At 49.7% G+C, this 25,692-nt stretch carries 17 protein-coding genes; 5 read left to right on the plus strand and 12 right to left on the minus strand.

Features of this window, described 5'->3' with window-relative positions:
• On the minus strand, positions 1 to 419 hold a 419-nt coding region (locus LLG96_19785; protein ID MCE5252449.1), incomplete at its 3' end, for a hypothetical protein.
• A 272-nt stretch (positions 420 to 691) separates the two neighbouring features.
• On the opposite strand from LLG96_19785, the gene LLG96_19790 reads away from it, so the two are divergent.
• Both LLG96_19790 and LLG96_19795 read left to right on the plus strand, forming a co-directional pair.
• Complete coding sequence (locus tag LLG96_19790) at positions 692 to 3,715, plus strand: hypothetical protein (GenBank protein MCE5252450.1); 3,024 nt, start codon at positions 692 to 694, stop codon at positions 3,713 to 3,715.
• A gap of 203 nt (positions 3,716 to 3,918) precedes the next feature.
• Entirely contained in the window at positions 3,919 to 6,009 is a 2,091-nt protein-coding gene (locus tag LLG96_19795) for a hypothetical protein (protein ID MCE5252451.1), read from the plus strand.
• A gap of 144 nt (positions 6,010 to 6,153) precedes the next feature.
• Here the strand turns inward: LLG96_19795 and LLG96_19800 are convergent, their stop codons facing one another.
• The 10 genes from LLG96_19800 to LLG96_19845 all read right to left on the minus strand — a co-directional run bounded on the left by LLG96_19800 (position 6,154) and on the right by LLG96_19845 (position 18,611).
• The gene (locus LLG96_19800; protein MCE5252452.1) at positions 6,154 to 9,633 is read right to left on the minus strand and encodes a hypothetical protein; all 3,480 of its coding nucleotides are present in this window, start codon (positions 9,631 to 9,633) and stop codon (positions 6,154 to 6,156) included.
• Positions 9,634 to 9,709: 76 nt separating this feature from the next.
• Positions 9,710 to 10,546, minus strand: a complete 837-nt coding sequence (locus LLG96_19805; GenBank protein MCE5252453.1) for a metal ABC transporter permease — start codon at positions 10,544 to 10,546, stop codon at positions 9,710 to 9,712.
• Between the two features lie 132 nt (positions 10,547 to 10,678).
• Positions 10,679 to 11,488, minus strand: coding sequence for a metal ABC transporter permease (locus LLG96_19810; GenBank protein ID MCE5252454.1), 810 nt, complete (start codon positions 11,486 to 11,488; stop codon positions 10,679 to 10,681).
• Between the two features lie 42 nt (positions 11,489 to 11,530).
• The gene (locus tag LLG96_19815) at positions 11,531 to 12,601 is read right to left on the minus strand and encodes a metal ABC transporter substrate-binding protein (GenBank protein ID MCE5252455.1); all 1,071 of its coding nucleotides are present in this window, start codon (positions 12,599 to 12,601) and stop codon (positions 11,531 to 11,533) included.
• A 45-nt stretch (positions 12,602 to 12,646) separates the two neighbouring features.
• The gene (locus LLG96_19820) at positions 12,647 to 13,978 is read right to left on the minus strand and encodes a hypothetical protein (GenBank protein MCE5252456.1); all 1,332 of its coding nucleotides are present in this window, start codon (positions 13,976 to 13,978) and stop codon (positions 12,647 to 12,649) included.
• A gap of 243 nt (positions 13,979 to 14,221) precedes the next feature.
• On the minus strand, positions 14,222 to 14,506 hold the full coding sequence (locus tag LLG96_19825; protein ID MCE5252457.1) for a hypothetical protein: 285 nt from the start codon (positions 14,504 to 14,506) through the stop codon (positions 14,222 to 14,224).
• 163 nt (positions 14,507 to 14,669) lie between these two features.
• Complete coding sequence (locus tag LLG96_19830) at positions 14,670 to 15,257, minus strand: hypothetical protein (GenBank protein ID MCE5252458.1); 588 nt, start codon at positions 15,255 to 15,257, stop codon at positions 14,670 to 14,672.
• 443 nt (positions 15,258 to 15,700) lie between these two features.
• Positions 15,701 to 17,956 (minus strand): excinuclease ABC subunit UvrA, encoded by a 2,256-nt coding sequence (locus LLG96_19835; protein ID MCE5252459.1) that lies wholly within the window; start codon positions 17,954 to 17,956, stop codon positions 15,701 to 15,703.
• Positions 17,943 to 18,350: a DUF3795 domain-containing protein gene (locus tag LLG96_19840; GenBank protein ID MCE5252460.1), complete on the minus strand. Its 408-nt coding sequence runs from the start codon at positions 18,348 to 18,350 to the stop codon at positions 17,943 to 17,945. The genes LLG96_19835 and LLG96_19840 overlap by 14 nt, the downstream gene beginning before the upstream one ends.
• 48 nt (positions 18,351 to 18,398) lie before the next feature.
• Positions 18,399 to 18,611 (minus strand): hypothetical protein, encoded by a 213-nt coding sequence (locus LLG96_19845; protein ID MCE5252461.1) that lies wholly within the window; start codon positions 18,609 to 18,611, stop codon positions 18,399 to 18,401.
• Between the two features lie 688 nt (positions 18,612 to 19,299).
• On the opposite strand from LLG96_19845, the gene LLG96_19850 reads away from it, so the two are divergent.
• The 3 genes from LLG96_19850 (at position 19,300) to LLG96_19860 (ending at position 24,706) form a co-directional block, all read left to right on the plus strand.
• Entirely contained in the window at positions 19,300 to 21,294 is a 1,995-nt protein-coding gene (locus tag LLG96_19850) for a transketolase (GenBank protein ID MCE5252462.1), read from the plus strand.
• Positions 21,294 to 22,622: a beta-ketoacyl-ACP synthase 3 gene (locus tag LLG96_19855; protein ID MCE5252463.1), complete on the plus strand. Its 1,329-nt coding sequence runs from the start codon at positions 21,294 to 21,296 to the stop codon at positions 22,620 to 22,622. Before LLG96_19850 ends, LLG96_19855 begins: the two co-directional genes overlap by 1 nt.
• Before the next feature lie 122 nt (positions 22,623 to 22,744).
• Positions 22,745 to 24,706: an NAD(P)/FAD-dependent oxidoreductase gene (locus LLG96_19860; GenBank protein MCE5252464.1), complete on the plus strand. Its 1,962-nt coding sequence runs from the start codon at positions 22,745 to 22,747 to the stop codon at positions 24,704 to 24,706.
• 42 nt (positions 24,707 to 24,748) lie between these two features.
• On the opposite strand, the gene LLG96_19865 is transcribed toward LLG96_19860, so the two are convergent.
• Complete coding sequence (locus LLG96_19865) at positions 24,749 to 25,546, minus strand: SDR family oxidoreductase (GenBank protein MCE5252465.1); 798 nt, start codon at positions 25,544 to 25,546, stop codon at positions 24,749 to 24,751.
• Between the last annotated feature and the right edge of the window lie 146 nt (positions 25,547 to 25,692).

Raw genomic sequence — 25,692 nt, forward strand, 5'->3', positions numbered from 1 at the left:
CTGAGGGAGATCGACGGCTCCTGAACCGCAGACAGCCCGCTTATCCGCCATACAAGCACCTGCTCGTCGCCGCCGCCAGATGCATACAGATATTTGCCGTCGGAGCTGAATGTCAGGCCATAAAAACCCTTCTCGACCGGCAGTTCTCCCGCGATACTGTCCTGCTCCGTGTCGATGAGCGAGATGAACTGCCTGCTGAAACCGTTGTTCGTGACAGCAAGGAGTTTCCCGTCCGGAGAAAGGGACATATTGAGCGGCAGATCGCCGACCGGCAGGTGTGTTCCCGCCGGCGTGAGCACCCAGCGGTTGGGAAGGAGTGTCCCCGCCTTTGTGGGGCCGGGCAGTTCGGGCGGTTTCGCACAGGAAAACAATGCAAGCGCCATAACCACACACAGTACATACAATGTGCTCTTTTTCATGTGTTTTTCTCCCAAATTTTTTTTTAAATCGGTGAAACATTCAGACCATCAGACAGTTACGTTTATTCACACCATGACACACTCTCTTTGCAGAACTACCGGAAAAATTTTTGCGCCATGCATGGAAAAGATATATACTGTACGGTATAACATTCACCAGTTTATTTCAAGTCAATTTTTTATAAAAAACCCATGATATTTATACAAATTCCAAAAGATATTCGTTCGAAAACAATGAAAATGATACACATGAACATGAAAGGATGGCGCCAGTGAACAGGTCACGGTATACTCTCAGGACGTTCTTTTTTGCGGTACTCTGCTTTATGACGGGTGTTGCTTCCATGTATGGAGCACCGGGACGGTATGAAAAGGAATTGGCGGGAAACGGCTGGAAGCTCTGGCTCGACCGTGAAGCCACATGGATCGATGACGATATATACCTTCCCCCCGCGGATGTTTCGCGTCTGCCGGTGAATCCCCCCACCTGCGGGTGGGAGAATCTGGACGATGCGGGCGGTAAGAACGTGTCCGTTCCCGGTACTGTCGAGGAGCATTTCTGGAGCGCAAGCGGAAATCCGGTCGGCACTGCGGGCGATTACCACGGTGTTTCCTGGTGGAGCACAAAGTTCAGCCTGGACCCTTCGCTCAAGGGGAAAAGAATCATCATCGTCTTTGAATCGGCCAACCTCAGGGCGGAAGTATTCGTAAACCGCAGGCTCGTCGGCTACGATGTCGTCGGAAACACCCCGTTCGAAACGGACGCCAGCGGAGCGGTACGGTTCGATGGCGAAAACCGTCTCGACATCCGCATCACCGATCCCGGCGGAAACTTCAGCTGGCCCGCCCATACCGTATTTACCTGGGGAAAAAATACCCTGCCCATCGTACGCGGTTTCGGGGGGATTACCGGGAAAGTGACACTGCGGGCCACAGACGCCGTTCATGTGGACGACATCTGTGTCCTTAACAAACCGCAGATCAGGGATGTCGATATATTTATCACCGTGGGAAATTCCTCGGGCGTCCAAAAGGACGGAAAACTGACCCTCACCATCAGCGAGTGGAACAATCCCGCGAGTATTCTCTGGGAAAAGACCATATCGGCATCCGTACCGCCGGAAGGAAAGGAGCTTTCGCTCGGGGTCAGTGCCCCCAAGGCAAAGACTTGGAACCTGCTCGACCCGCATCTCTATGTTGCCGCGGTCACATTCACCGGAGCGGACGGCGCCGGTTCGGATACCATGACGAGGAGGTTCGGCTTCCGGTGGTTCGATATCAGGGATAAGGACGGGGATCAGCGCCTCTATCTCAATGGGAAGCGTGTGTTCATGATGGCCACGGTCAATCGCGGATACTGGGCAACGAACGGCATGTACGCTACACCGGAAACGGCGCGGAAGGATGTTGAAACCGCCCTGGCGCTCGGCTACAACTCCCTCGCGTTTCACAACGCCATCGGCCAGCCGCTTCTCGTTCAGTACGCCGACGAGTACGGTATTCTCTGTACCGGCGAATCGGGCGGATACCGTATCAACGATGACCGCGGCAAGCCGGTGCAGAATGAGATAACCCGTGCGCTGCGCCGTGAGAAGCTCATACGGTTTGTCAAACGCGACCGCTCCTATCCCTCGCTCATCGCCTATATGCTCAAAAACGAGGACGGGAATCCTGCAGACGAGGACGATATTGCAAACATGACGAAAGTCCGCGCGCTCGACCCCTCGCGGATACTCCTCTACACCGGCGACTGCGACAGGATCAGGCCGGAATTCGCCAAACTGAACAAACATCCCCTGAAGCTTTTCTACAAGCCGTACGACCCGAAAGAATATTATTACGGCTGGTTCGACATGCACCACTGGAATCCCGAGCCGGGCTATCTCGACGATTACTACCGTAATCCCCGGAATTACATGCGCCTTAACGTGGTTGACGGTGATTCGACGCGTCACATTCCGGAAGACGAGATCATCTTCTATGGCGAAGAGGGAGCGTTCGGTACAATGTTCCGCCTCGGAAAAATCAGGGAGGACATCTACCGCAAGGGAAATGCCGACGGCTGGCGTGAAGGGGAGCATATCGACTGGTACAACGCTTATGACAGGTTCCTCGATGAAAGTGGATTCAGGTCATCGTTTCCCACTGTTGACGACCTCACCCTCGCGCTCGGGAAAAACATGCACTACTTCCACGGCCGTATCATCGAAAACGCCCGCATCTCGAACATCATCGATGCATACAACCTGAACGGCTGGGCGAGCGCAGCCACTCACTCCGACATAGCGGATGCATACCGCTATCCCACAGGGGATCCGTCCATCCTCAGGTATTACAACCAGCCCCTCTATATCGCGGTTAAAATCCGCGACAAGGTCATGCCGGTTGGTACATCCCCGGTAGCGGATATTTATATAGTCAATGAGGTCGACCTCAAGGGTAAACACACGCTCGAACTCGACCTGAAAGACCCTGCGGGCGCAACGGTATTCTCGAAATCGTATCCCGTGACTGTCACAGGTGGCGAGGAGTTCGGCCAGCTCCTCGTGGAAGGCGTGGCTCTTCCACCGGTGACCGCGCACGGGTACTACCGTCTCGATGCCCGTCTCACCGGCTCAAAGGGAACGGCGTGCTCCGGGTTCGACGATATCTTCTCGGTGGACTACAGGAACGGCGCTCCGCTTCCCGGCAAAGGAGCGGTGATCGACACGACGGGAACGGTCAGTGCTCTCCTTCGCGAGGCGCGGGGGATTACCCTTCCGGAATTCACCCCTGAAAGCCCTCAGTTGGATTACATTATCATTGGCGGACACGATTTCAGGAAAATCGTGAGGACTGTTTATACCGCCGTGATGGAACAGGTGGTCAACGGCGCCACGCTCATCGTGCTCGACAACGCCGACCAGTGGGCTCAGCAGTGGGATAACATCTATGCGTACCAGGCGGTTCAGTACAACGGCAGCCGAAACGTCGGAGGAGGAGGCCGCCTGTTTGTGGGCAGGAGCACCCTGCTCACCGGTCTTCCCGTTTCGCAGTCGATGAACTGGGAATACCAGGTATTCTACCGTAAGAATATTTGGGGGCTCGATATCGGCCGTATCGGGAACGAGACGGTCGTCGCCCTTGCTTCTCAAAGCCGCAAGGATATCCTCACCTCAGTCGCGCGCATACCCTTCGGCAGGGGGCGGATTATCGTGAGCACGCTCACCATGCTGCCCGAGCTCGGCTCCGACAGGCCCCAGTCGGCAATGGCAAAGAAGCTGTTTTTAAACTATATCGAGTATGCGAAGAAATAATAGTATCTTAACCCGATCTATTCATGAATTCAGAACGGGGATTTACGCGGATTTATTTTTATATCTTTTTGATGTAGATGATTAATTGTTACGAAAGACAGTATTAATAATCTATTATGTCTCTTTGTGCTTTTGTGGTGAAATATTTTCATGAATAATCAGAGATGAATATCTCTGGTATTACATAGTCCAGGGGGCGAAAGATGATAAAAAGAGTCTGTGCGCTGTTGATGACTTTCTTTATCTTGACATCATGGAGCGTTTCGGCTGAAGAAATGAACATTGACGAGCTGCTCCGCGTTTTCACAAACAAGGTATCGGGCTCACGGGCCCGCGATTACACCATGAGATTGTGGCGGTACGACAAGTGGTCGACGCTTCCCATGTGGAAGAATACCATGAAAGAGGTAAGATCGATCATGCGCGAGCGGGCGTTCGACGAAGCCGAGGTTGTCGATACCCCTGCGGACGGAGTCACCCAGTTCGGCACATGGACAAACCCGCTCGGCTGGGATGTGAAACAGGCAACGCTCGAAGTGATCGAACCTGCAAATATCCCCGATGAATACCGTTATCTCTGTAACTATACCGACAATCCGACCTCTCTGAACAACTGGAGCTGTCCGACTCCTCCCGGAGGGATTGAAACCGGGCTTGTCCTCCTCGAAAATCCCGATCCGGAAGAGCTTAAAAAACTCGATGCAAAAGGCAAAATCGTGCTGGTCGACTCGGGCAGCCGCGGACTGAAACGGTATCTTGCGGAATACGGCGTGCTCGGTCTGGTGAGCGATGAAATCGAGGAGCAGAACAGCGATTTCATCAACGCAAACCAGTGGCTTAACGGATGGACCGACCTGCCGGGGGGCTGGCTCATGAGCGCTTCGGACGACAGACACCAGTTCGGTTTCTCGATTTCGCAGAAAAAGGCCGGATATCTCAGGAATCTGCTCAGGCAGGGCACGACGGTGCGTGTCCGTGCCGTTATCGACAGCAGATACTACACCGACGACACCATCCCTTATGCGACCGGGTGCGTCAAAGGAACGGAGCCGGACGGCCAGGAAATAATCATCGGCGGACACCTGCTGGAATGGGGAGCAAACGACAACTGCACGGGCAGTTCAGCGATACTCGAAGCAATCGGCACCATAAACGACCTCGTGCGGTCGGGAGTGCTTCCCGCCCCCGGACGAACCATACGCCTCTGGTTCGGCCACGAGGTGTATGGCTCGAACGCATTTACGGTATATAATCTCGAACGTCTCAGGACAAAGGCGATTGCATCGGTGAACTGTGATTCGCCCGCGGTCGATCATGAGCTTTCTACAACGAGCGTCACCATGGTTCTGAACCCGAACTGCGCGCCCTCGTTTACCGATGCGCTTTTCGCTGAGATCATAAAGCGATACCATGAGCGCTATATTCCTTACAAACACTGGCATACAGAACCATATATAATGATGGACATTTTCCCCGATCCGATGGTCGGCGTCCCGACAAACGCGATCACCTTATACAATTTCTATGGTGAGCGCACCCACCACAATTCCATGGATACCATCGAGAAGGTCGATCCCCGCTCGCTCCATGACCTCAGTACACTCATGGCTGTCTATGTATACTATCTGGCGTGCGCCGGATATGATGAAACCCCGCTGATCGAGCGGCTCACGTTCGACAGGGGTGTCGGGGTGATTCTCGAGAAATCACGTGACATGACACTCCGTCTGACCGCGGACGGGGATGGGAACGCCCTTGGAAAAGCGCTCGACGAAGGTTCGCGGACAATTTCGTATTATGCGGAGCTTCAGAAACAGGCGCTCAGGAACATCGAACGGCTTGTACAGGAAAAAAACAGGGCTGAAACTCAGAAAGACATTGCCCGGTATATGAAAAAAACGGACGAATTCTGTGAATTCATGACCGGACAATATCGTGAAGCCGTTCGGGAAAAAGCAGAAAAGGAATCGCTGAAAATCGTCAAATATTCAAAGGGAAAGGGTACCTGGGAGCAGGAGGCAGAAACGATCATTCCGAAACGCACCACGATCGGGACAATCACCCTCGAAGGGATTCCCCGCGATCAGTGGAAAGTGGTGAAATCCTCCTCGCGCTGGTGGTCGCCGACCAACTGGGGGAATGCATCGTACTGGTGGTGTGACGGCAGACGTAACCTGAACGAGATCAGGGAGCTTGTCGAACTCGAAGCGGGAAGACCTGTCGTGAATTTCGACCTCATCGCATACTATAAATTTCTCAAAGAACAGGGGCTCGTCGAGTTTGTTCAAAAATGATCGGGAGCACCGCCCTGTCAATCAACTGATTTCATTGCCGGATAGACGGAGAAACCGGAATCGTGGAATCATTACCGGTGTTCTCCGTTTTTTTCCTTTTTTCTTCATGCTCAGATTTTTTACATCGTGATTTCGTGCGAAATGCTATCTGACTCCTGCCGAATTGTTCTCTTCAAGTATTTCCCGAATTGCGTTATCCGGGTCGACAACCACGTTCAGGTTTCGCGATTTCGGTACATTCGGGAATGTAACCACTTCCCGTTTCGGAATAAAATCCGTCGGCGCATCAAGCTGAACGATTCTCTGTTCAGCCACCGTTTCCTCGCCGGTGAGGAGCCTCACTAAAACATTCTTCGCGGCGCTGTTGCCGAGATTGTGGACAATCACGGTTACTTTCGATTCCGTTCGGCTTATATCACGGGTATCGACAGCGAGATCGGGAAGTTCCGCCGGACGATCAACCCGTTCGATCTGTTCGACTCTGATAACGAGCGGCGTGTGCGGCGGCACGGGGAGCGTCACCACATCAAAACGGCTCAGCTGCTGCTCTATTTTCCAGATGGCTTCACCCGCTTTACCGGTTCCATCCGGGTCGCGGTACAGGCCTATCCGGTAACGGCCGTCCTGAATCCTGCAGAGGCGCATCGCAAGGCTGCGTGTCCGGTTGTCGAACGAGTAGCATACTGCTTCGAGGGAGGTGTCATCCGCTTTGAGGATTATCCGGGCGACCTCGGGTCCGCCGCCGGAGGGCCACATCACCGCAAGCTTGAGATGCGCATCCCATCGCGTTCCCCGCGATCCACCGAGAAGGTAACGGTATGCGTCATCGGCGCCATAAGGCCTGAAATCGTCACGGTGAATGTTGGATCCGGTATACCGGAAGAAGTTGAAATCAGTGCAGGTCGAAGCGAAAAGATGAAGATCGCCGGTTACCTTGTCGAGCGGCTCAGTAACATAGGGCTCGGTCGGAACATCCTTTCCCCAGTACCAGTTCAGAACGTTGACCGATGATTTGAATGCTCCGCCGTTGCCATAATTGAGCGGTGTCCGCTCGGGATGACCGGAATGCCATGCCGATTCCATCTCACGTTCGGCGGCATAGGCCTGCCCGAGGTTGTTGACGACGGTGTTGTAGCGCTCGCTGATGAAATCACCCACATGGAGACGGTCGATCGGGTGAATACGGCAGTACCCATCCTTGAAAAGCCCGGTCAGCTCGAATTTCGTATGTACCGTGTCAATAACCGCCCGCGCGCTTTCGCTGCCATCGAGCGGAAGATCGGCCTGGTGGAAACTGATGAACAGCGTGTCGTCATTCCACCCGCCGCCCACCTGCCCGTCCGGGTTCTGGTTCTTCACCCACCAGTCGGCGATACTGTGGCGGAACGTGTTGTAAATATGCATGTAGAGCGCCCAGTCGGGAGCACCGGACGGGTTGGGAAACCGTATGAGTTCTATGAGCGCCGGATCGGGCGGAGCGCCATCGATGACAAACTGCCTCGATTTGGGGCCGCAAAGGAGATCGAGGAAATTCGCGGTGAAATGGTCGGGCTTGACCCGCTTTACCGCCAGCGCAGGCAGAATCATATCGAAGGGGCCGCCGTAGGAATCGGGATGGTCGAGAGAAACCGTCCTGCCGGTGAATTTCCACGGCATGAATTCGTACATTTTCGAATACTGAGCTTTTGCCGATATGATTTCCTTGTCGGCATAGGCATCCACGGCGATATAGGGTGCTGCGGTTGCAACGTAAAGGTGCGCAGGCGATTTGACGTCGCCGAGCGCGAGGTCGCATCCCCCCGCTGTTCCGAGATCAATCCAGAGACGGTCGCCTCCTGTCAGCACGAGGTCGGTAAAGTCAATGGTGAGGACAAGCGTTCTGAATCCGCCGGGAAATCCCCTGAGACTGACCGCAAACTGGTTCCAGAGCCGTGACGGTACCGCCGGATCGTGCACCCGGACATACAGAGCCTCGCTGTCTCGTGCGGTTTTCAAGGGAATGGAAAGCGTGACCGCTGTCACACCGGTGGGATCGGTGAACGGCTCGCTCATTATATTGAGCCGACGGAACGCACCGATGTCGACCGTTTCACGTTTGCCCCGGACGTCGCTTCGGGAAGCGAGAGCAATACGCCGCTCATCACGGGCGGTCAGGGCATGGAAAGCGAAATCGTACCGGCTGTCGAGCCCGCCGGTCATCGGCAGCACGGTATACACCGTACCGGCCGGTTCGGAATTCTCCTGTTTGCCGACATGGTACAACCCCACGTTGTGAATGCGCTTGTCGCCGGAGACGGGCAGATGTACCGCATCACCCTGAAATCCCGGCGGACACCCATAACCGATGGTGAACGGTATCCTGAATGCCGCTCCTTCTGTCGCGGTGATCATCGAGCCATAGAAAAATCGCTCTCCCGCCGGAATGGTGAAAAGATCGGCCTTTTCTTCCCTGTCCGGTGAACCTGCCTGAACGGTTACATCGGTCAGGTTGCCGGTGACCGTCACATAGTTGACCGCGGCGCCCGGAGGAGTCGGGATATCGACTTTCCCGGCATGGAAATCGGCATCTCCGGGGATGATGGTGAAAAACGCATATTCGTGCGGCCAGGCCATCTCGTTACGGCCGTCGATGACATACCATCCCGGAATGTGCCCGTCAGTGGCATCGCAGGGCCATACTTCGGTAACTGTCATGCCGTAATCAGGCGCAGCGACGGGAAGATTTTCGCTCCTGTCCGAGCCGCTGACACGTGCAATACGGCCGATATCATACTGTTTACGGGTATACACCGTAGATTCATCGCCGGGAGCCCTGTTCGATTTCACGAGGTTCTGAATTTCGGAACGGGACAGCGGGCGATCCATAAGGTAGAGTTCATCATAGGTCAGCCCCGGCGCGGCGAGGTGAAACAATCCCGGCGGCAGTGTTTCGAACCAGCCGTCGCCGCCCCAGGTTGAAGCGATTTTCTCTCCGTTGAGCCAGAGTTCGAGCCCGTTCGCCCAGTCCCAGTTGAGCACGACGTGGTTCCAGCGCTCTGAGTCCCAGACCGTACCGGGAGCGAGCTCGTGGCGGACATAGCGGGCATCGCGGAGGTAAGCCGATATTTTGAGGTCTTTATCGATATCGATACCGATGAGGTCGCGCTCCTTGCGGCCAAACGCGATGGAAGCCTGCTCGAAGAGGCGGCAGGCGTAGGGAGGTTTCCCTTTCGCCCAGAACGCAATTGCTCCGAGCCGTGGGCTGATTCTGCCTTCGCCCCACCAGAAGGGCTCGTAGAAACCGTACGACTCCGAACCCCATGTGGGTAGTATGGCGATATCGAAAATAACCGCTGTGGTGAGATCAAGGTCTGTTCCCGTCATGTTGTCGGTATCCGGCATCTGCGGAATGAAACCGAGATGAATCCCCTTACCGAATCTGCCTTCAGGGAAATCGATCCTGCGTTTTTCGAGGGACATTTTCCCCGATTGGGTGATAAACTCATCGGCGAGAAAATCCGTCGTATCGAACGACATATGGCAGGTGACCACGGAGCGACGCGGCCCGATGGTGTCACTTCCGGCGGCTGATGTTCCAGCACCGGTTAACAACAGACATACTGCAAGCCACAGGGTGACATGCATGGAATTACCCCCTTTGGATTCACTGAGAAAAGATTTGCTTCATTTGCGAAAATTACAGGGGGGTAATATATGGTATTCACAGCTTGATCGGCATATGCTTTTTAAACAAGGCAGCAATAATCAGTACAAATCCCATCATGGACACAAGCGATGGACCGCACGAAAAATCAAAACAGTATGAAAAGGCAAGACCTGCAATTGAAACCAGAGCGCCCATGAGCCACGTGATGATGAGCCTGCTTCTCCATCCCTGAGCGAACAGGGCGGAAAACGTTGCGGGAATGATAAGATATGCAAATGTCAAAAGGACTCCCGAAATCTCGACCGTGTATGTAATAACGATCCCCATGGAAGCATAAAAGAGAAAATCCCACACCATAACATTCATGCCGCCCTGCGCCGCGCCTTTGTAATCTGTTGTCAAACGGATGAATTTCGACCGGAAAATGTAATGGAATATACCAATAATACTGTAAACTGCGGCACATAACAGTATTTGAGGCCACTTCGCCCAGAGAATGCTCCCGGCAAACATTTCCTCGAGGTGTACATCTCCGCCCGCGGCAAGAGAAAGCAGAAAAATCGTCGCAGCTGCGGCAATGGCATATGATACGCCGATAACTGTCTCCTGAGATATTCTGGTAACTTTTTTTGATACAAACGAGAAAAAGGCTGCCGCACAGATCGTGCAGCCAAGGGCAAAAATTCTTTCTACAACACTATGTTCTTCCAGCGCATGCTGCCTGAACAGGATGAACACGAGCGCCGAACCCACAGTCGCAATCTGTGCAAACGCGATATCGATGAATATGATTTCACGTTCGAGCACATGAATTCCAAGATATCCCAGAATAAACAGTATCACCAGACATGCAACAAATGACGGGAGCAGAAAATATGCGGCTTCCCACATCTGAATTTCCCTTTCTGTTTTATGGTACGAGCAATATCAACAGTCTTATGGTTCATGGTTCATGGTTTGTGGTTTGTGGTTTTTTTCACGTGATTATCCATATCCCGCAGATACAGTTTTCGCAGAAGCATCCTATGCTTCTCCGGGTACGAAAATGCGGGTAATAAGAGCGATAAAGAAAAAACCACCGAGAGCCAGCACAAGACTCGGGCCATAGGGCAGTCTCAGAAAATACGAGAATAAGAGCCCTACAATCGAAGCACAGAATCCGGCAGTCCACCCGATTATCAGTCCCGGCAGCCAGTTCTTTGTAAACAGTACACCGATGGCGGCAGGAATCATCAGAAACGCATACGCGAGAAGAACCCCGGCTATCGGGACAATCAGCACCGTGATAATTCCCTGGCTGAGGAAAAACAGGAGATCCCAGAAATTCTCATGTTTTATTCCCTTTCGTTCGGTGATGCCTATAATGTGATGCCGGTACTTGAAATGGAAAATCGACAGAACGATATAGGAAATGATAGTTACCCAGACAAGAGGCCATGTGACCCAGAGCAGGCAGCCCGACAACGTCTGGGTGATATATGCGCTGCCGCCCGAAATCTTGTCGGCGACCAGAAACGATGCCACAAGCGCCATACAGTAGATAATACCGATCACCGCCTCACGGGGAATCTTTCCGCTTTTCGGTTTCACCACCGCGAGAAGAAACGAACCGAACACAACGGCAATAAACGACACAAAATAAGATGCCGTGGTGCCGCCTTCTATACCGAACCCGATTCCCACGATAACTCCAAAGGCAGCGAGCTGATCAAGCGAAAGATCGGAAAAAATGAGATTCCTCCGTATGATATGCAGCCCGATATAGGTATGTACGGAAAGCACCACCGCCAGTAACAGTATCTGAATCATGAAAAAGGAAAGAAAATTCTGCATATATTTCTCCCTGAAATAAAATGAACATCACACGGATAGTGTTTATTGTGTGGAAATGATACCTCCCGATTTTCCCTGAACGGCTTTGTTGATGCTGTCAATCCAGTACGAAACAAGTTTGAAATTGTCCGAAACCTCGGGTATGGCATCGACGGAAAGCGGGAGAAACAATGCCTGGATACCGGTTTTCTGGGCAATGGTTGTCGGTTTCCTTTTTTCGAAATAGCTCGCCACGAGCATGACATCTACACCATGCTCCTTAATGAGATTGATCGTTGTCTGGACATCCTTCGGCGAAGGCGGTATTCCCGGCTTCACTTCTATGAATCCGATTATGTTGAGCCCGAAATCACGGGCGAAATAGGCCCAGTTCTTGTGGTAGGCAACAACCTCCTTGTTCCTGAACGGCATTGCCTGTTTCAACCAGCCGCCGAGCGAGTTTATCAGTTTCTCGCCCTGATACTCCTTGTCCAGAAATTCGAACAGCGTTCCAGCAAGCAAAAGATCGCTCAGATGATCCCCTCCGATGAGCTCCACCAGTTTATCACCGAACATGCTCCTGTCAATCTTATCGACAAAGGCTTTTTGACGCTTATCGTAGTAATCGGCGTTCTCGGGATCGACTTTTTTGAGGCCCATGCATATATTATCAGAAATTTTTATCCAGTTCATCGGACTCGTATGAATGTGGGGATTTCCATAGACATGAATATCGCCTTCCGTCCGGCTTATCGTCGTCGGTTTTTCAAGTATATCGAGACCGGTATATACCGTCACAAATCCCACGGCGCCGTCCATTATTTTATCGTTCCGCGCCTTATCGAGCAGCGTCGATGCCCAGACTTCAAGGTCCATTCCCGTGGTCACGAACATGTCCGCCTTTTTAAGTTTCAAAGCAAGGCTCGGTTTCGGTGCAACGAAATGCGGGTCCTGATCCCCCTGCGAGAGATACTCCACAACAACCTTGTCTCCGCCGATTTCTTTGACTATGGAAGCATAATCGGAAAATGTCGTCACCACATAAACCGGCGACTTCGCATAAACACCCGATGCACCGATTACCAGGACTGCCATCAGGTACATCGCAAAAGTAAAACACCATTTTGTTTTCATAGTAACACTCCGTTTTTTATATGTTTACTCTCCGTTAAGCATACATCAGTATGCTTCGTGTTTGTGAGGTCCCATCGACCAGACCGACTGAAGAAAAACCGCATGATCGTTATCGGCAAAACTTCGCTGTGTATAACTGTACTGGAGGCGCATCATGACAAATTCGCTCTGCCAGAAATCGATTGACGGCGTTATGTCCCATTCATTCTTTTTGACCGGATCCATCGGGAGCTGTGTATACCCGTACCGGAGACCGATCCAGTAACTCGGTCCCATTTTATTTCTGATATAGGTATAGAAACCGTATCGGTTGATATCTTTCCCCGCGCCTTCACGCTGGCTGACGATAAATTCGCCACGTAATTCGGTCGTCCTGTAATGAGACCTTGCGGCCGGAACCCATTTGTAGGCGATATCTACATCTGCCAGCTTCGTGGCATACTCGTTCTTTTTATCATTGTATCCGTACGCGCCCGAAAGACCGATTTCAAGGTAGGTATCCCGTGACAGATCGTAATAGTTTTTAAGATGCATCACCCCGATGGGATTATTATATTTCGTATCGAATGCATGGCCGTCACCTCCTGTGATTATCTCGCAGTCAAGCTCGTTTACATGCGCCCAGAGTTTCGGCAGGAGAAAATTACCGGCGATGCCGATGCCGCCAAAATTATTCGTTCCGAAAAGCTCGGTAAGCACATGGGGACGGTCGACCTGAGGAAGGCCGTGATCGTGCCAGCGGTTGAGTATCCCGAACTGGGTATTGTATTTTCCGACTTTCAGATTGAGACCGCCGGGAAGATTGAGCCACTCCATGTACGCCTCACCGATCATTTCGGAAAGCGATACTTTACCCGTACCGGGTATTCCGAGAAAAAATTTTCCGCGGGTGAACGGATCGAGGGGTGAGATGATGTGGAATTCGGCTTCACGCAGATAGAACTGGTCCCTCCCGTCGGTAAAATCACTCGTTTCAGTGATGAATGCCGCATCGCTCGAAGAATAGCTGCCAAAAAAATCACCGGTGAGACTGATCTCGGGATTTAACTGGGCCTGCTGACGTTCTCCGCCCCTGAAAACACGATTGACAGTCTGCTCTTGTTCCTGACTGCTTAATTTCAGCGTCTGCACTTCTTTCAGGAGGTTTTCAAGTTCCGATTCGCTTTTTTCAGCAGCCTGCGCTTTTTCAAGCTTTTCGATCCTTGATTCAAGATCGGTGATTTTTCCGTTATATTCTTTCTGTTCCTGTATCCCGGTGTTTTCTGTCCGGGTACCCGAAACGGATGCCGCCGGAGGGGCGGATTTGTTCTGGGCGCCGGAAGGTACATTCAGGAGAAGAAACAGTGTTATACATACAATACACCATACCTTATACATTCTTATCTCCATTGTGATTTTTCTAATATTTTGTTATTTCTATAAATTACACCACAACACCTTATTGACAGTACACATAATACCAGACTTTTATCCGTTTCCGGGAAAAGTGCAATAATTTCCCGGAAAGGATAGTCCGTTCGCTTCAATGTGTTAGTGTATTAGCATATAGGATTATATAGCTTAATACTATATTGTTATTGCGATTTTATTTTGGCAAGGTACTGCCGTTTCAGGGGATTACTATGCGCAAGGTGGCGCGCGGAGAGATATTACCGTGAGAAATTGAAGTGGAAATAAGAGATTGTCTGTAACGATGATAAAGCCGAGTAACGGCATGATACTGAAAATGCCGAAGAAAACCGTAAAGTAGTGAACAAGCTCTGTTGACTGGTATGCCTGACAGAGAAGGCATTTATTGGGGATAAGAGGGTTCTCGCCCATATGCCCGCACACATAATCATATCCGATCATGGTCAGGGCGACGAGCGCAAAGAACAGGAAAACTATGTAGAATTTGTTTTTCATAGGCCGATTAGTTTGACAATATCCGATACTTGTAAAAAATAAAGCGAAACCATTCGAGAATGTCAAGATTATTCGAGAACTACATTCAAATATTTATTGTTTCCTCCGGATATCACAAAAGGAATATCATGGTATCCCAACATGTTTACAATCACTTAAGGCATTACAGCCCGTATTTCGCCTTGAGATCTCTGAGTCCTTTTTCATACATCTCCTGATTGTCGGGACCGCCGATACCGTCATAGAGGACAGGGACATTCTTTTCAAGGAGAGGGACGATATCCCTGAACTTTATTTCCGAGCCGAAATAGAGCCCGAGTTCGCCAAGAATCCTCCTGTTGGTGAGAGTAACGCTTGCAACGGTATCCGGATTTTGCGCCGAACTGCATGTGTATCCGGCGCCCCAGACACTTCCGAGCGGATCGGGCATGAGGTGTGTGCATCCGACACAGGCATCGTCATACGCCTCGATTATGCGGATCACGAGATCGGGTTCGTTTTCCAAACGGGCGACAAGCGGGTCCCATTTGACCGTCTTCCGTTCGTTCCGTGCCCCATAGTAAGTAACCAGATACGGGGGATGATAGGCGCGCAGGTACATGGGGCGACCGCCCAGGACAACATTCGAGCGGTCGATGGCAAGTTTCTGAGTTTGGGCTGCAGCGATACCTCCTGCGGTCCGCGAGAGAACAAGGGCGGTTCCCGCTCCCATGCCTTTCATGCAGATTCTTCGTGATATCGGATGGTTCATCTTCCAGCTCCTTATGAGTACGGTGACAGGACTCATATGTATTTACTGAATTATTATATCCTTATTCCCCCGGAACATTACGGCCGGTCGGGAAAAAAGTTACAAATTATTGCTCCGGCGAAAAATAATAATACTAATGAGATATTTTACAATTTTGTAAGAAAACATCAAGCGATTAAAAAATGCCCCTATGAGATAGCCATTCCCAACTTAGTATTAACTTCTGAAAATAAATGGTTAGATATAAGAGGGCTGTGAAAAAGTATATTTTTCACGAGCCCGATAATGAAATGTATTGTTTCGGTGCTGTCAAGGGTATGTAAGCTTGTCCCCGAATCATTAATCGGGGATCAGCACTTCGTGCCGACCCTTGACAGCTTATATCCACACTTACAGACTTTATCACAAGACTTTTAATCAGATTAAGTAAATCCTAACAGAAATTAAACGATTCCTTTTAAGTATCTTCCAGTATAACTCCTTTTACACTTAATCAAATCTTCAGGAGTTCCTTCAAACAATATTTCTCCACCTTTAGAACCTCCCTCAGGACCCAAATCTATCACCCAATCAGCGTGTTTAACAACATCAAGATTATGTTCTATAACAATCACAGTATTGTCATTATCAACCAGATTCTTTATTATTTTCATTAATCTATCAATATCTGCCATATGCAAACCAGTTGTTGGCTCATCCATAACATAAACATTCCCTTTTTTATGTAATTCTGATGCCAGCTTGATTCTCTGGCATTCTCCACCTGACATAGTGCTTAGCGGTTGTCCAAGTTCTAAATAATCTAGGCCGACATCGCATAAAATCCCAAGTTTTCTTTTGATTTCTTTATTCTCAAAAAAATCAACTAATTCTGTAATAGTCATATTAAGAGCATCAAAAATACTTTTTCCATTATATTTCAATGCTAAAACTTTTTCAGTATATCTTTTGCCGTTGCATTCATCACAAGTAACTTTGACTTCATCCATAAAACTCATTTCATAACTTATTGTTCCAAGCCCCTTACATTTTGGGCATGCTCCTTTGGAGTTAAAACTGAATAAAGAAGGATTTGAATTTGTTACATGTGCAAATTCTTTTCTGATCAGATCAAAAACTCCAATATAGGTTGCAGGATTAGAACGAGAAGATTTTCCCACAGGAGACTGGTCAATGATAACTGCATCTTTATTCTCCTTAACAAAAACATCATTTATCAAACTGCTTTTCCCTGAACCTGCAACTCCAGTTATGCAAGTTAAAACTCCTTTTGGAATTTTTGTAGAGACATTCCTTAGATTATGCAAAGATGCATTTTTAATCTCGATATAATCCTGCCATATTTTCCTATAATTATTAACTTTCTCGTTTTTGTTCAAATACTCAGCAGTCAATCCTTTTGATTTCTTTAAGCCTTCAAAGGTTCCAGAATAGATTATTTCTCCACCCAAACTTCCTGCTTTTGGCCCAATATCAATAATGTGCTCTGCACATCTGATTAATGCAGGGTCATGTTCAACAATAAAAACACTATTACCTTTCTCTTTTAGCTTAACTAGTATTTCAATTAGTTTGTTAATATCCCTTTGATGAAGTCCTATAGACGGCTCGTCCATTATATACATCATATCTACTAAATCGCAATCAAGCTGTCTTGCCATCTTTACTCTCTGGCTTTCTCCTCCTGATAAGGTAGCAACTGAACGGTTCAAAGAAAGATAGCCCACACCAATCTCGATCAAGTGAGAAAGAATCTGCCTCATCTTCTGAACCATTGGCTTTGCAATATCTCCTTTAATAGTTCCGAGATAATCATAAAGGTCATTGAATTCCATATTTATTAATTCAGAAATTGTTTTTCCATTCACTTTTACACTTCTTGCTTTTTCATTTATTCTTGAACCGCCACAGGAATCGCAATCAGAATAAACAAAATATCTTTGATAGGCATCTTTCCTCTCTTTGGACAATTCCTCTTTTGCTTTATTTACATATATCCTCTCGAGTTTTCTGGCTATGCCCTCAAAGTTCTTTGAATATGTTCCAGCGCCATGCTTTTTTTCAATAGGAATAGACTTCACATAAAGAAAATCATTCAATTCTTTTTCTGAGAAATCCTTTAGCTTCTTATCCACATCAAAAAGACCTGCTGCAATCATCTCTCTCCAGTTCCATCCTCCAACCTTATGGTCAGGATGGTTAATTGCTCCCTCCCTAATTGTTTTTTCCTTATCCAAAAGCATATTTACATCAACTTTAATCTGTTTTCCTAATCCTTTACAATGTGGACACATACCCAATGGATGGTTAAACCCAAAAACAAATGAGGGTCCTATAAACTTGTCACCACATCTGGAAAAAAGGAGCCTTAGGTAAGTATACAACTCCGTTGCTGTTCCAACAGTGCTTCTTAAGGTAGTCCCCATTCGTTTTTGGTCAATAACAATTGCTGTCGAAATATTTTTTATCTCTTCGACAGGTGGTTTGGACAGTTTAGGCATCCTTGCTCTTGCAAAGGAAGAAAAAGTTTCAATAAGTTGCCTTTGAGACTCAGTGTAAATTGTATCAAAAACCAATGAAGATTTTCCAGAACCAGAGACTCCTGTAAATACAACTAATTTATTTTTGGGAATTTCTAATGAAACATTCTTCAAATTATGAGTCTTTGCATTTTTTATTATTATTTTATCGTGATTCATTTTTTTCACCGCAGTTTAAACAAATTGGTCTGTGGACGCAAAGAACTTTACCACATTTGTGACATTTCCATCTTGATTTTTCATTCTTAACGAACTTGGTTATGCCTAAATTCTTAATGTTTTCAAGATTTTCAATCATGCTCATTCCATGCTTTGTTCTGTATCTTTTATCAAGATTCTTTAATCTTTTACATGGATATTTGTCGCATTTATCTGAGCAAAATTTCATTTTATTTTTCTTTAGAACTTGACAACTTCTTATGATGCATTGTCTACCATAACTTGATTTGTATGCATCCATTTCCCTGCAACCATGACATTTGTTTTTATCTCTAAGATAACCTAGGCATATTCCGCAGTTCATTCCGCAGGGCGCAATTAAATTACTTTTCATTTTTATAATCCTTAATAAATTTAATTAACCATCCTTTTTCTGCTTTATTCAGATATATTCTTCTTGTTGCCAGTTGAATATTTCCAAGAGGGCATTTGCCATCAATAAGAATTTCTCTAATTCATTATAGCATTTTATCATCTTGTAAAGTGATTCTGAGTATTCTGTTAATTGCTCCATAGCTTCTTTCTTGTTTAATAAATTCAAATTTGCCAAACCTATGACAATTGGGTGCTTAGAAGCTTGCCAAGCCGAAATCATTTCTTTTTAATTTATCCTTGAAAACTTTTTTGCCTTGTTCAGTAATTGAATAAATCTTCTGAGTAACATTGTTTTTTGAAAGTTAAACTATAGGGTACCTCTAATAATTCCTTTTAGGGTGAGCGAATTATAAAAAAAGTCACATTTATTTCTCAAAGCCCCCTTCCTGCCCTTCGGGCATCCTTCCTCCGAGGGGGCAGGAACTAACCGTGGTGCAACGACTTCCCTTGCCCCCTCCGGGGGACACGAAGCGCAGCGTAGAGCCGCGAAGCGCAAGGGACCGAGGGTCAGGGGGCTGTAGTTAAAAAACTCGCCTTTTTTTAACATCTGTAAAACGACTTTTACAAAAGGCCCGAGTTATAAAATTCATGGCTGCATGTAAGTAGTATAATATTGCATAATAGACCGTAATACCAAAAAAAATATTTGCAGGACAATACCGGTATAGAATCGGACGTCATTTTTTATAATCAGCCGTTGTTTTGTCCGCAAAAATATCATCTGACCATATCCTTTTATGAGATACACCCGTTAAACATGAACAGATTTGAATAATTGACATTAATGAGTGAATGTAGTATTTTGGTTGACAAGAGCATAAATTATAAATACTATGAATATTAAAATCTTCAAAACCTTTCTTCAATAAACAATAACACTTAACTCTTTAAGAAAGACACACGTTTTCGTGTCTGAACTCAGGATCAAACGATACCCACAGAAGCTAACCCGGCAGGATTTTTATCCGCTCGCTTATTATTATATGTACCTTACACGGCAGCTCGAAAACCGTATGATCGAGTTGTTTCAAAAAGGATACATCAAGGGTACGGTAACGATAAGCAGCGGAAATGAGGCTACCGCTATCGGTATGGCTCTTCCTCTGAGACCGTGCCTCGATGTGGTTACATTCATGCACCGTGATATAGCTTCTCATCTTATTATGGGAGTCAAACCTTATACCCTGCTCTGTCAATATATGGCGAACAGGGAAAGTCCGACTCACGGATGCGAGGGGAATGTCCACCACGGCGATGTCTGCAATCGTCGGTTTCCCATGATAAGCCATCTCGGCAAGATGTTCAGTCTCGCTGTGGGGGGCACATGGGCCGCACGCCGTAAAGGCGATGGTGCGTTCGGATTGACGATCATCGGCGACGGCAGCAGCAGCACGGGTGAATTCCACGAGGCGCTCAATATCGCTTCTATCCACCATGTGCCTGTGATCTTCCTCATCCAGAACAACCATTACTCCTTCTCGACTCCGACAGAATTTCAGTACAACTGCGCCAGTCTGTCCGATCGCGCTCATGGTTATGGTATCAAGGGTGTGACCATCGACGGCACCGACCCGTGGGAAGTCTACAGCACGGTCTTCGATGCGTTGGCCGCCATGGATGCCGACCCGGCGCCGACGCTCATCGAGTGCGATACCATCCGTCTTCATGGTCATGCCGTATATGATAAAGCCGAATATATCACCCCTCAACAGCGGGAAGAGTTTCTGAAGCGCGACCCTGTTCCGAAAACGCGCCGCATACTCAATGAGACATATTCGTTTCCCGAGGCTGATATCGCCGCCATGGAACATGAAATCGACAGCGATGTTCAAAAAGCGATCGACAGCGCTCTGAAAGTTCCCCGCCCCGATGCTCAATCCCACGCATGGACGGTATATGCCGACTCACCGGCTACCCGAATCGAGCCGTTCAGGGCCAAAAAGATCAAGAATGGTGACGCGGTCAACCACGCCCAGGACTATATCCTCGCCCATAATCCCGGAGCCGTCCTTCTCGGGCTCGATGTCGGCACATATGGTTCGGCATTCAAGACCAGCAAGGGATTGATCAAACGTTATGGCCCCGAGCGCGTCATGGACATGCCACTGAGCGAATCGGGCATCATGGGATTTGCCCTCGGCGCTTCTCAGGTCGGCATCGAACCGATCGTCGAATTCCAGTTCGCCGATTTTTCCACGGAAACCGTGACACAGCTCGGTCTCAATACCGGTACATGGTTTACCCGTTCATCTCAGGGAGTGCCTATGCTCGTGCGGCTGCCCTGCGGCGGCGGGCTGACTCTCGGACAATTCCACTCTGGCGAATACGAGGGCCTCTGGTCGCTGTTCCCGGGCTTGAAGCTGCTCTATCCTTCAACGCCCCAGGAAACTTTCGAAGCGCTTGTCGCAGGATTTTACGACCGTAATCCCTGTCTTGTGTTCGAAAATAAACTCCTGTACTGGAACAAAACCGGGGATATCGATTTCGATGGCGACCTCAAAGCGGTATGGCGACCCCGCAGGTATACGGAAGGCGGTGACCTGACCATCGTTGCCATCGGTGCGATGATCGACCAGGCTCTCTCGGCAGCAGCCCAGTCGGGTTATTCCGTCGATGTATGGAATCCTTTTGTCTTGAAACCGCTCGATCTTGGCCCCGTCATGGAATCAGTCGAAAAGACGGGGAAATTGATTGTGGTGCAGGAAAGCGGCGAATCCCAGGGGATAGGCAACCGTATTATTTCCCTGATTACCCAGGAATGTTTCAGCTTTCTGAAGAACCCGCCGAAACTCATTGCTGCTCCGGATGCGATGGCTCCTTTCGCACCGGAGCTCGAAGCCTGTTTCAGGCCGAATGCACAGGGTATTCTGGAAACGATTAAAAAATTACTCGGAGAAAGGTAATGAACGATAAAGCTTTTCAAATGTCACTCTATCTCCCCATACAGGGTCTCACTGAGACAGTCGTGACAGTCGTTGAATGGCAGGTTGCGGAAGGTGATCATTTTGAAAAAAATCAGGTCATAATGCTCTATGAAACAGCCAAAGCGCTTTATGACTTCGAGGCTCCCTGCGCCGGGAAAGTGGTAAAACTTCTCCGGCCAGCGGGAGAAATTGTCCCGTATAATGAGCCGATCATGGAGATCGAAACAACCGATTCTGGCATGAAAAACTGGATTCCGCCCGCTTTTACCGAACCCGTCGAAGCGGATGTCGACGTTGAGGAAAGCATGGTATCCCCGGCGGTAACGAACGAGGTGGTCAATGATGGTACCACCATTCTGGGTATCGGCGGGTACCTTCCGTCACGGGTGGTTACCAACGAGGAGCTGGTCGTGGGTTTTCCCGAGATCAACGCCGATTATATATACCAGGTCAGCGGCATTCGTGAGCGACGGTGGGCCGCGAATGGTGAAAAACCCTCGGACATGGCCTACAAGGCATCAATCGATGCCATCAGGGATGCGGGAATACCGAAAGAAGACATCGATGCCATCATTCTTTCCACGACCACGCCTGATTTCGCGATGCCATCCACCGCATGTATCCTGCAGAACCGTCTGGGTCTCAGGGGCATACCTGCCTTCGATCTCAACGCCGCATGTTCCGGCTGGCTCTATGCGGTCTCGATGGCACGCGGAATGATTCTTTCCGGACTGGCAAAAAATGTCCTCACTGTGGGTGTCGATTTGCAATCACGTCTCCTGGATAAATCGGACCGGAGCACATACTTCATTTTCGGCGATGGCGCCGGCGCTGCGGTCATTTCTTCCGGAACTTCCGGCCACCTGATCCGCAGAATAATCCTCGGAGCAGATTCGAAGGGACTTCGCATGGCGCGGCGTGAGGAGCCCGGCTATTGCATTTCCGAAGGCTGCGAAGATTTCGATCCATGGATTCGCCTCGAGGGTCCCGCGCTTTTCCGGTTCGCGACAGAGAGTTTTGCCAAGCTGATCCGCGATGTCATCATTAAAAGTGGCTGGAAACCGGCGGAAACACGGTGGGTTATCCCTCATCAGGCAAACGGGCGGATTCTCAAGGCCGCTGCAAAACAGAGCGGTGTTTCCTTCGACCGTTTCTATCTCAACATCGAAACGGTGGGAAATACATCGAGTGCGAGTATACCGCTGGCGCTCGTGGAAATTAAAAACAGCCTCAAACCGGTCGATAAGCTCATTCTCTGTTCGGTCGGAGCAGGAGTGACATCGGCTGCCATTTCGGTGGAATGGTGATGTATCCCTGCAGTACCTGGATTTTTTACGGTTTTCTCCTGACCTGTATGAATTGCAGCTCTCACTACATAAATCGTACATTTTAACAAGATAATCCCTCTGAAACGTATAAGGAGCAGTTTATGTCATATCCGAACCTCTTCAGCCCCATTAAACTCGGCTCAGTCGAAATGCCCAACCGAACGGTGATGGCCCCGATCAACAACGGCCTCTTGAGCACCGATGAAACATGGCCGTTCCAGACAATCCGCTACTACGAGGAACGCGCAATCGGCGGTATCGGCCTCATCATTACCGGCGCAGTCCGTGTGAGCACGCTCGCGGGAATCCCGAAAGTGGGTATCTTTCACGAACGCTTCATCCCTTCACATAAAAAGCTGGTCGACCGTATCCACAAGTACGATACGAAAATCTTCTGCCAGCTTACCCTCAACGGCGGTAAAGTCGGAAAGGAAGCCCCTTCCGCAATCTATAATCCCGCGTACCCGTGCAGACCGCCGGAACTGACCACTGAACAGCTCGACGGTCTTGTGGAAGACTTCATCAGGGCTGCGGGATACGCCCGCGAAGCCGGTTACGACGGCGTCGAGATTCATGGCGGGCATACCTATTTTGTCGGACAGATGATGTCGCCGTCCACCAACAAACGGACTGACAAGTACGGCGGCTCGTTCGAGGGAAGGATGAAATTCCCTGTCGATGTCCTTGAAGGAATAGCACGGGAATATCCAGGATTTGCGGCGGGCATCAAATTCAGCGCATACGAGGAACTTCCCGGGGGGATCGATATTCCGCTCGGTATTGAAATCGCAAAGCGCCTCGCCTCTCTGAATCCTGCGTATCTCCATGTGAGCACGACATCCACATCCCTCATGATCAAGAGCCGGTGGTCATCAGTTCCGCACATGTATATCACGAGGAACACCCTCATGCCGCTGGCGGAAAAGGTTAAAAAAGCCTGTACCGGAGTACCAGTCATGGGAACCGGCGGGATAACCGTTCCCGAGGATGCGGAGCGGTTCATCGCCGAAGGAGCCTGCGATGTGGTTGCGCTCGGCAGAACGGTGCTGGCGGACCCCCACTGGCCGAACAAGGCGAAGGAGGGGAAAGCGAAAAACATCACCCCGTGCATACGGTGCAATCTCTGTTATTACCAGCTCTGGTCCAGCGAGCCGCTCATCTGCACCATGAATCCCTATCTCTCCCATGAGAACGAACTGCACTTCACTCCAGCCGACCGCAGGAAAACAGTCATGGTAGTCGGCGCGGGACCTGCGGGTATACGGTGCGCGCTTACCGCTGCGAAACGCGGGCATGATGTGACTCTGTATGAAAAGATGCCGTACATCGGAGGCATGGTGTATCCGGGCGGGAAACCGCAGTTCAAGGATGATCTCCAGCGTGTGCTGAAATGGTATGAAACGGAGCTTGCCGAAAGCACGGTCACCGTAAAGCTCAGTACCGAAGTCACCCCGGAGCTCGTCGAGGAGGAAGCGCCCGATGTTCTCGTGATCGCGGTCGGCGGTGATGTCATAAAACCCGGCATTCCGGGGATCGATCAGCCGCATGTCGCATCGGCGATCGATGTGCTCCGTGATGTGTCGAAATACAGAGGCACAAAAGCCGCTGTCATCGGCGGCGGCGAGGTGGGATGCGAAGCCGCCTGTTATCTTGCCGACAACGGGTTTAAAGAAGTGACAGTCATCGAGATGCTCCCCGACCTCATGCCGCAGAGCAACAAAATTATCCTCAACCATATGGAGCTGCTCCTCGAAGACCGGAACATCAAGGTCATGACAGGTACCCCGGTCACCGCAATCACTCCCGAGGGTATAGAGGTTTGCCTCAAGAGCGGAAAGCTCTGGGGAATCGAAGCTGATCTTGTTGTCTATGCGGTCGGTATCAAGACACCTGGTCAGCAGATCGTATCTTCCGGGCCGGCGATGAAAGTACAGCCCAAGAGCGGTCTCATCCCGGCGCTCTCGATGAAAGCGGAGGAAGTGTATGTCATCGGGGACTGCACCTGCGTCGCCCGTATCCTCGAAGCGACCGCGGAAGGAGAGCGCATCGGACGGTGGGTGTAAACCTCACGGAATTATACAGATTCAAATCCTGCAATCCGCCCGTTACCAGTTTTTGTATCCCGGCGCGGGGACAGGCTGCTGGAGACCGTCCACGGGAATGTGACGGCCGTTGATCCAGTAGGCGCGCGGCGATGCCACGAACACGATGACATCGGCGATTTCCTCGGGGCTGCCGAGCCGGCCCATGGGGAAACTTTCGCGCCGATAGGTCTCGAATGCATCGGGATTCTTCTGACGCCATTTTTCCCAGATTCCATCGGGGCTGATCATGGAGCCCGGCGAGATGGTGTTCACCCTGATATTGTCGTGCACGAGTTCGAGCGCCAGCGGCTCGGCAAGAAAAATAAGCGAATTCTTCGCCGCACCGTACTGGCTTCCCTTCGCGAGCTGGGGCAGCCATCCCGAGACGGAGGCGATATTGATGACCGATCCGCCGCCCCGCTTTCGCATGAACGGAACGGTGAGTCGTATCATTCGCACAGTCTGGAATACGATATTATCGAATGTTTTATGCCAGTCCTCGTCGGTGGCCTGAAACAGGCTGTCGCCGAACCGTTTACCCACATTGTTTATCAGGATGTCTATCCCGCCCAGCTTGTCCGCCGTCTCACCGGCAACACTCTCCGCTTCACTCGGAATACAGACATTCGCACGGATTCCATGAGCCCGGACACCTTGAGCGCGGAGCTCTTCGACCACTCTCCCGATCGTTTCCTCTTCATCGATCGAGCAGACACAGACATGAGCGCCTTCTCCGGCAAATGCACGCGCAGCCCGCAGCCCGAGACCGTTCGTTCCGCCCGTTATGAGGACAACCTTATCCTTCAACTTCAAATCCATTTTTTTCCTCCTTATACAAACTCTCTATGTCACCCTGAACCGGTTTCAGGGTCTGTTCCAATCCATAAATCCATCGGAATCCAGTATCAATGATCGCACAATGGAATATTAAATTGAATCTGGTTATTCAATGAGCTCATAATCAC

The organism is bacterium (genome assembly GCA_021372535.1).
Taxonomy (GTDB): Bacteria; Latescibacterota; Latescibacteria; order Latescibacterales; family Latescibacteraceae; genus JAFGMP01.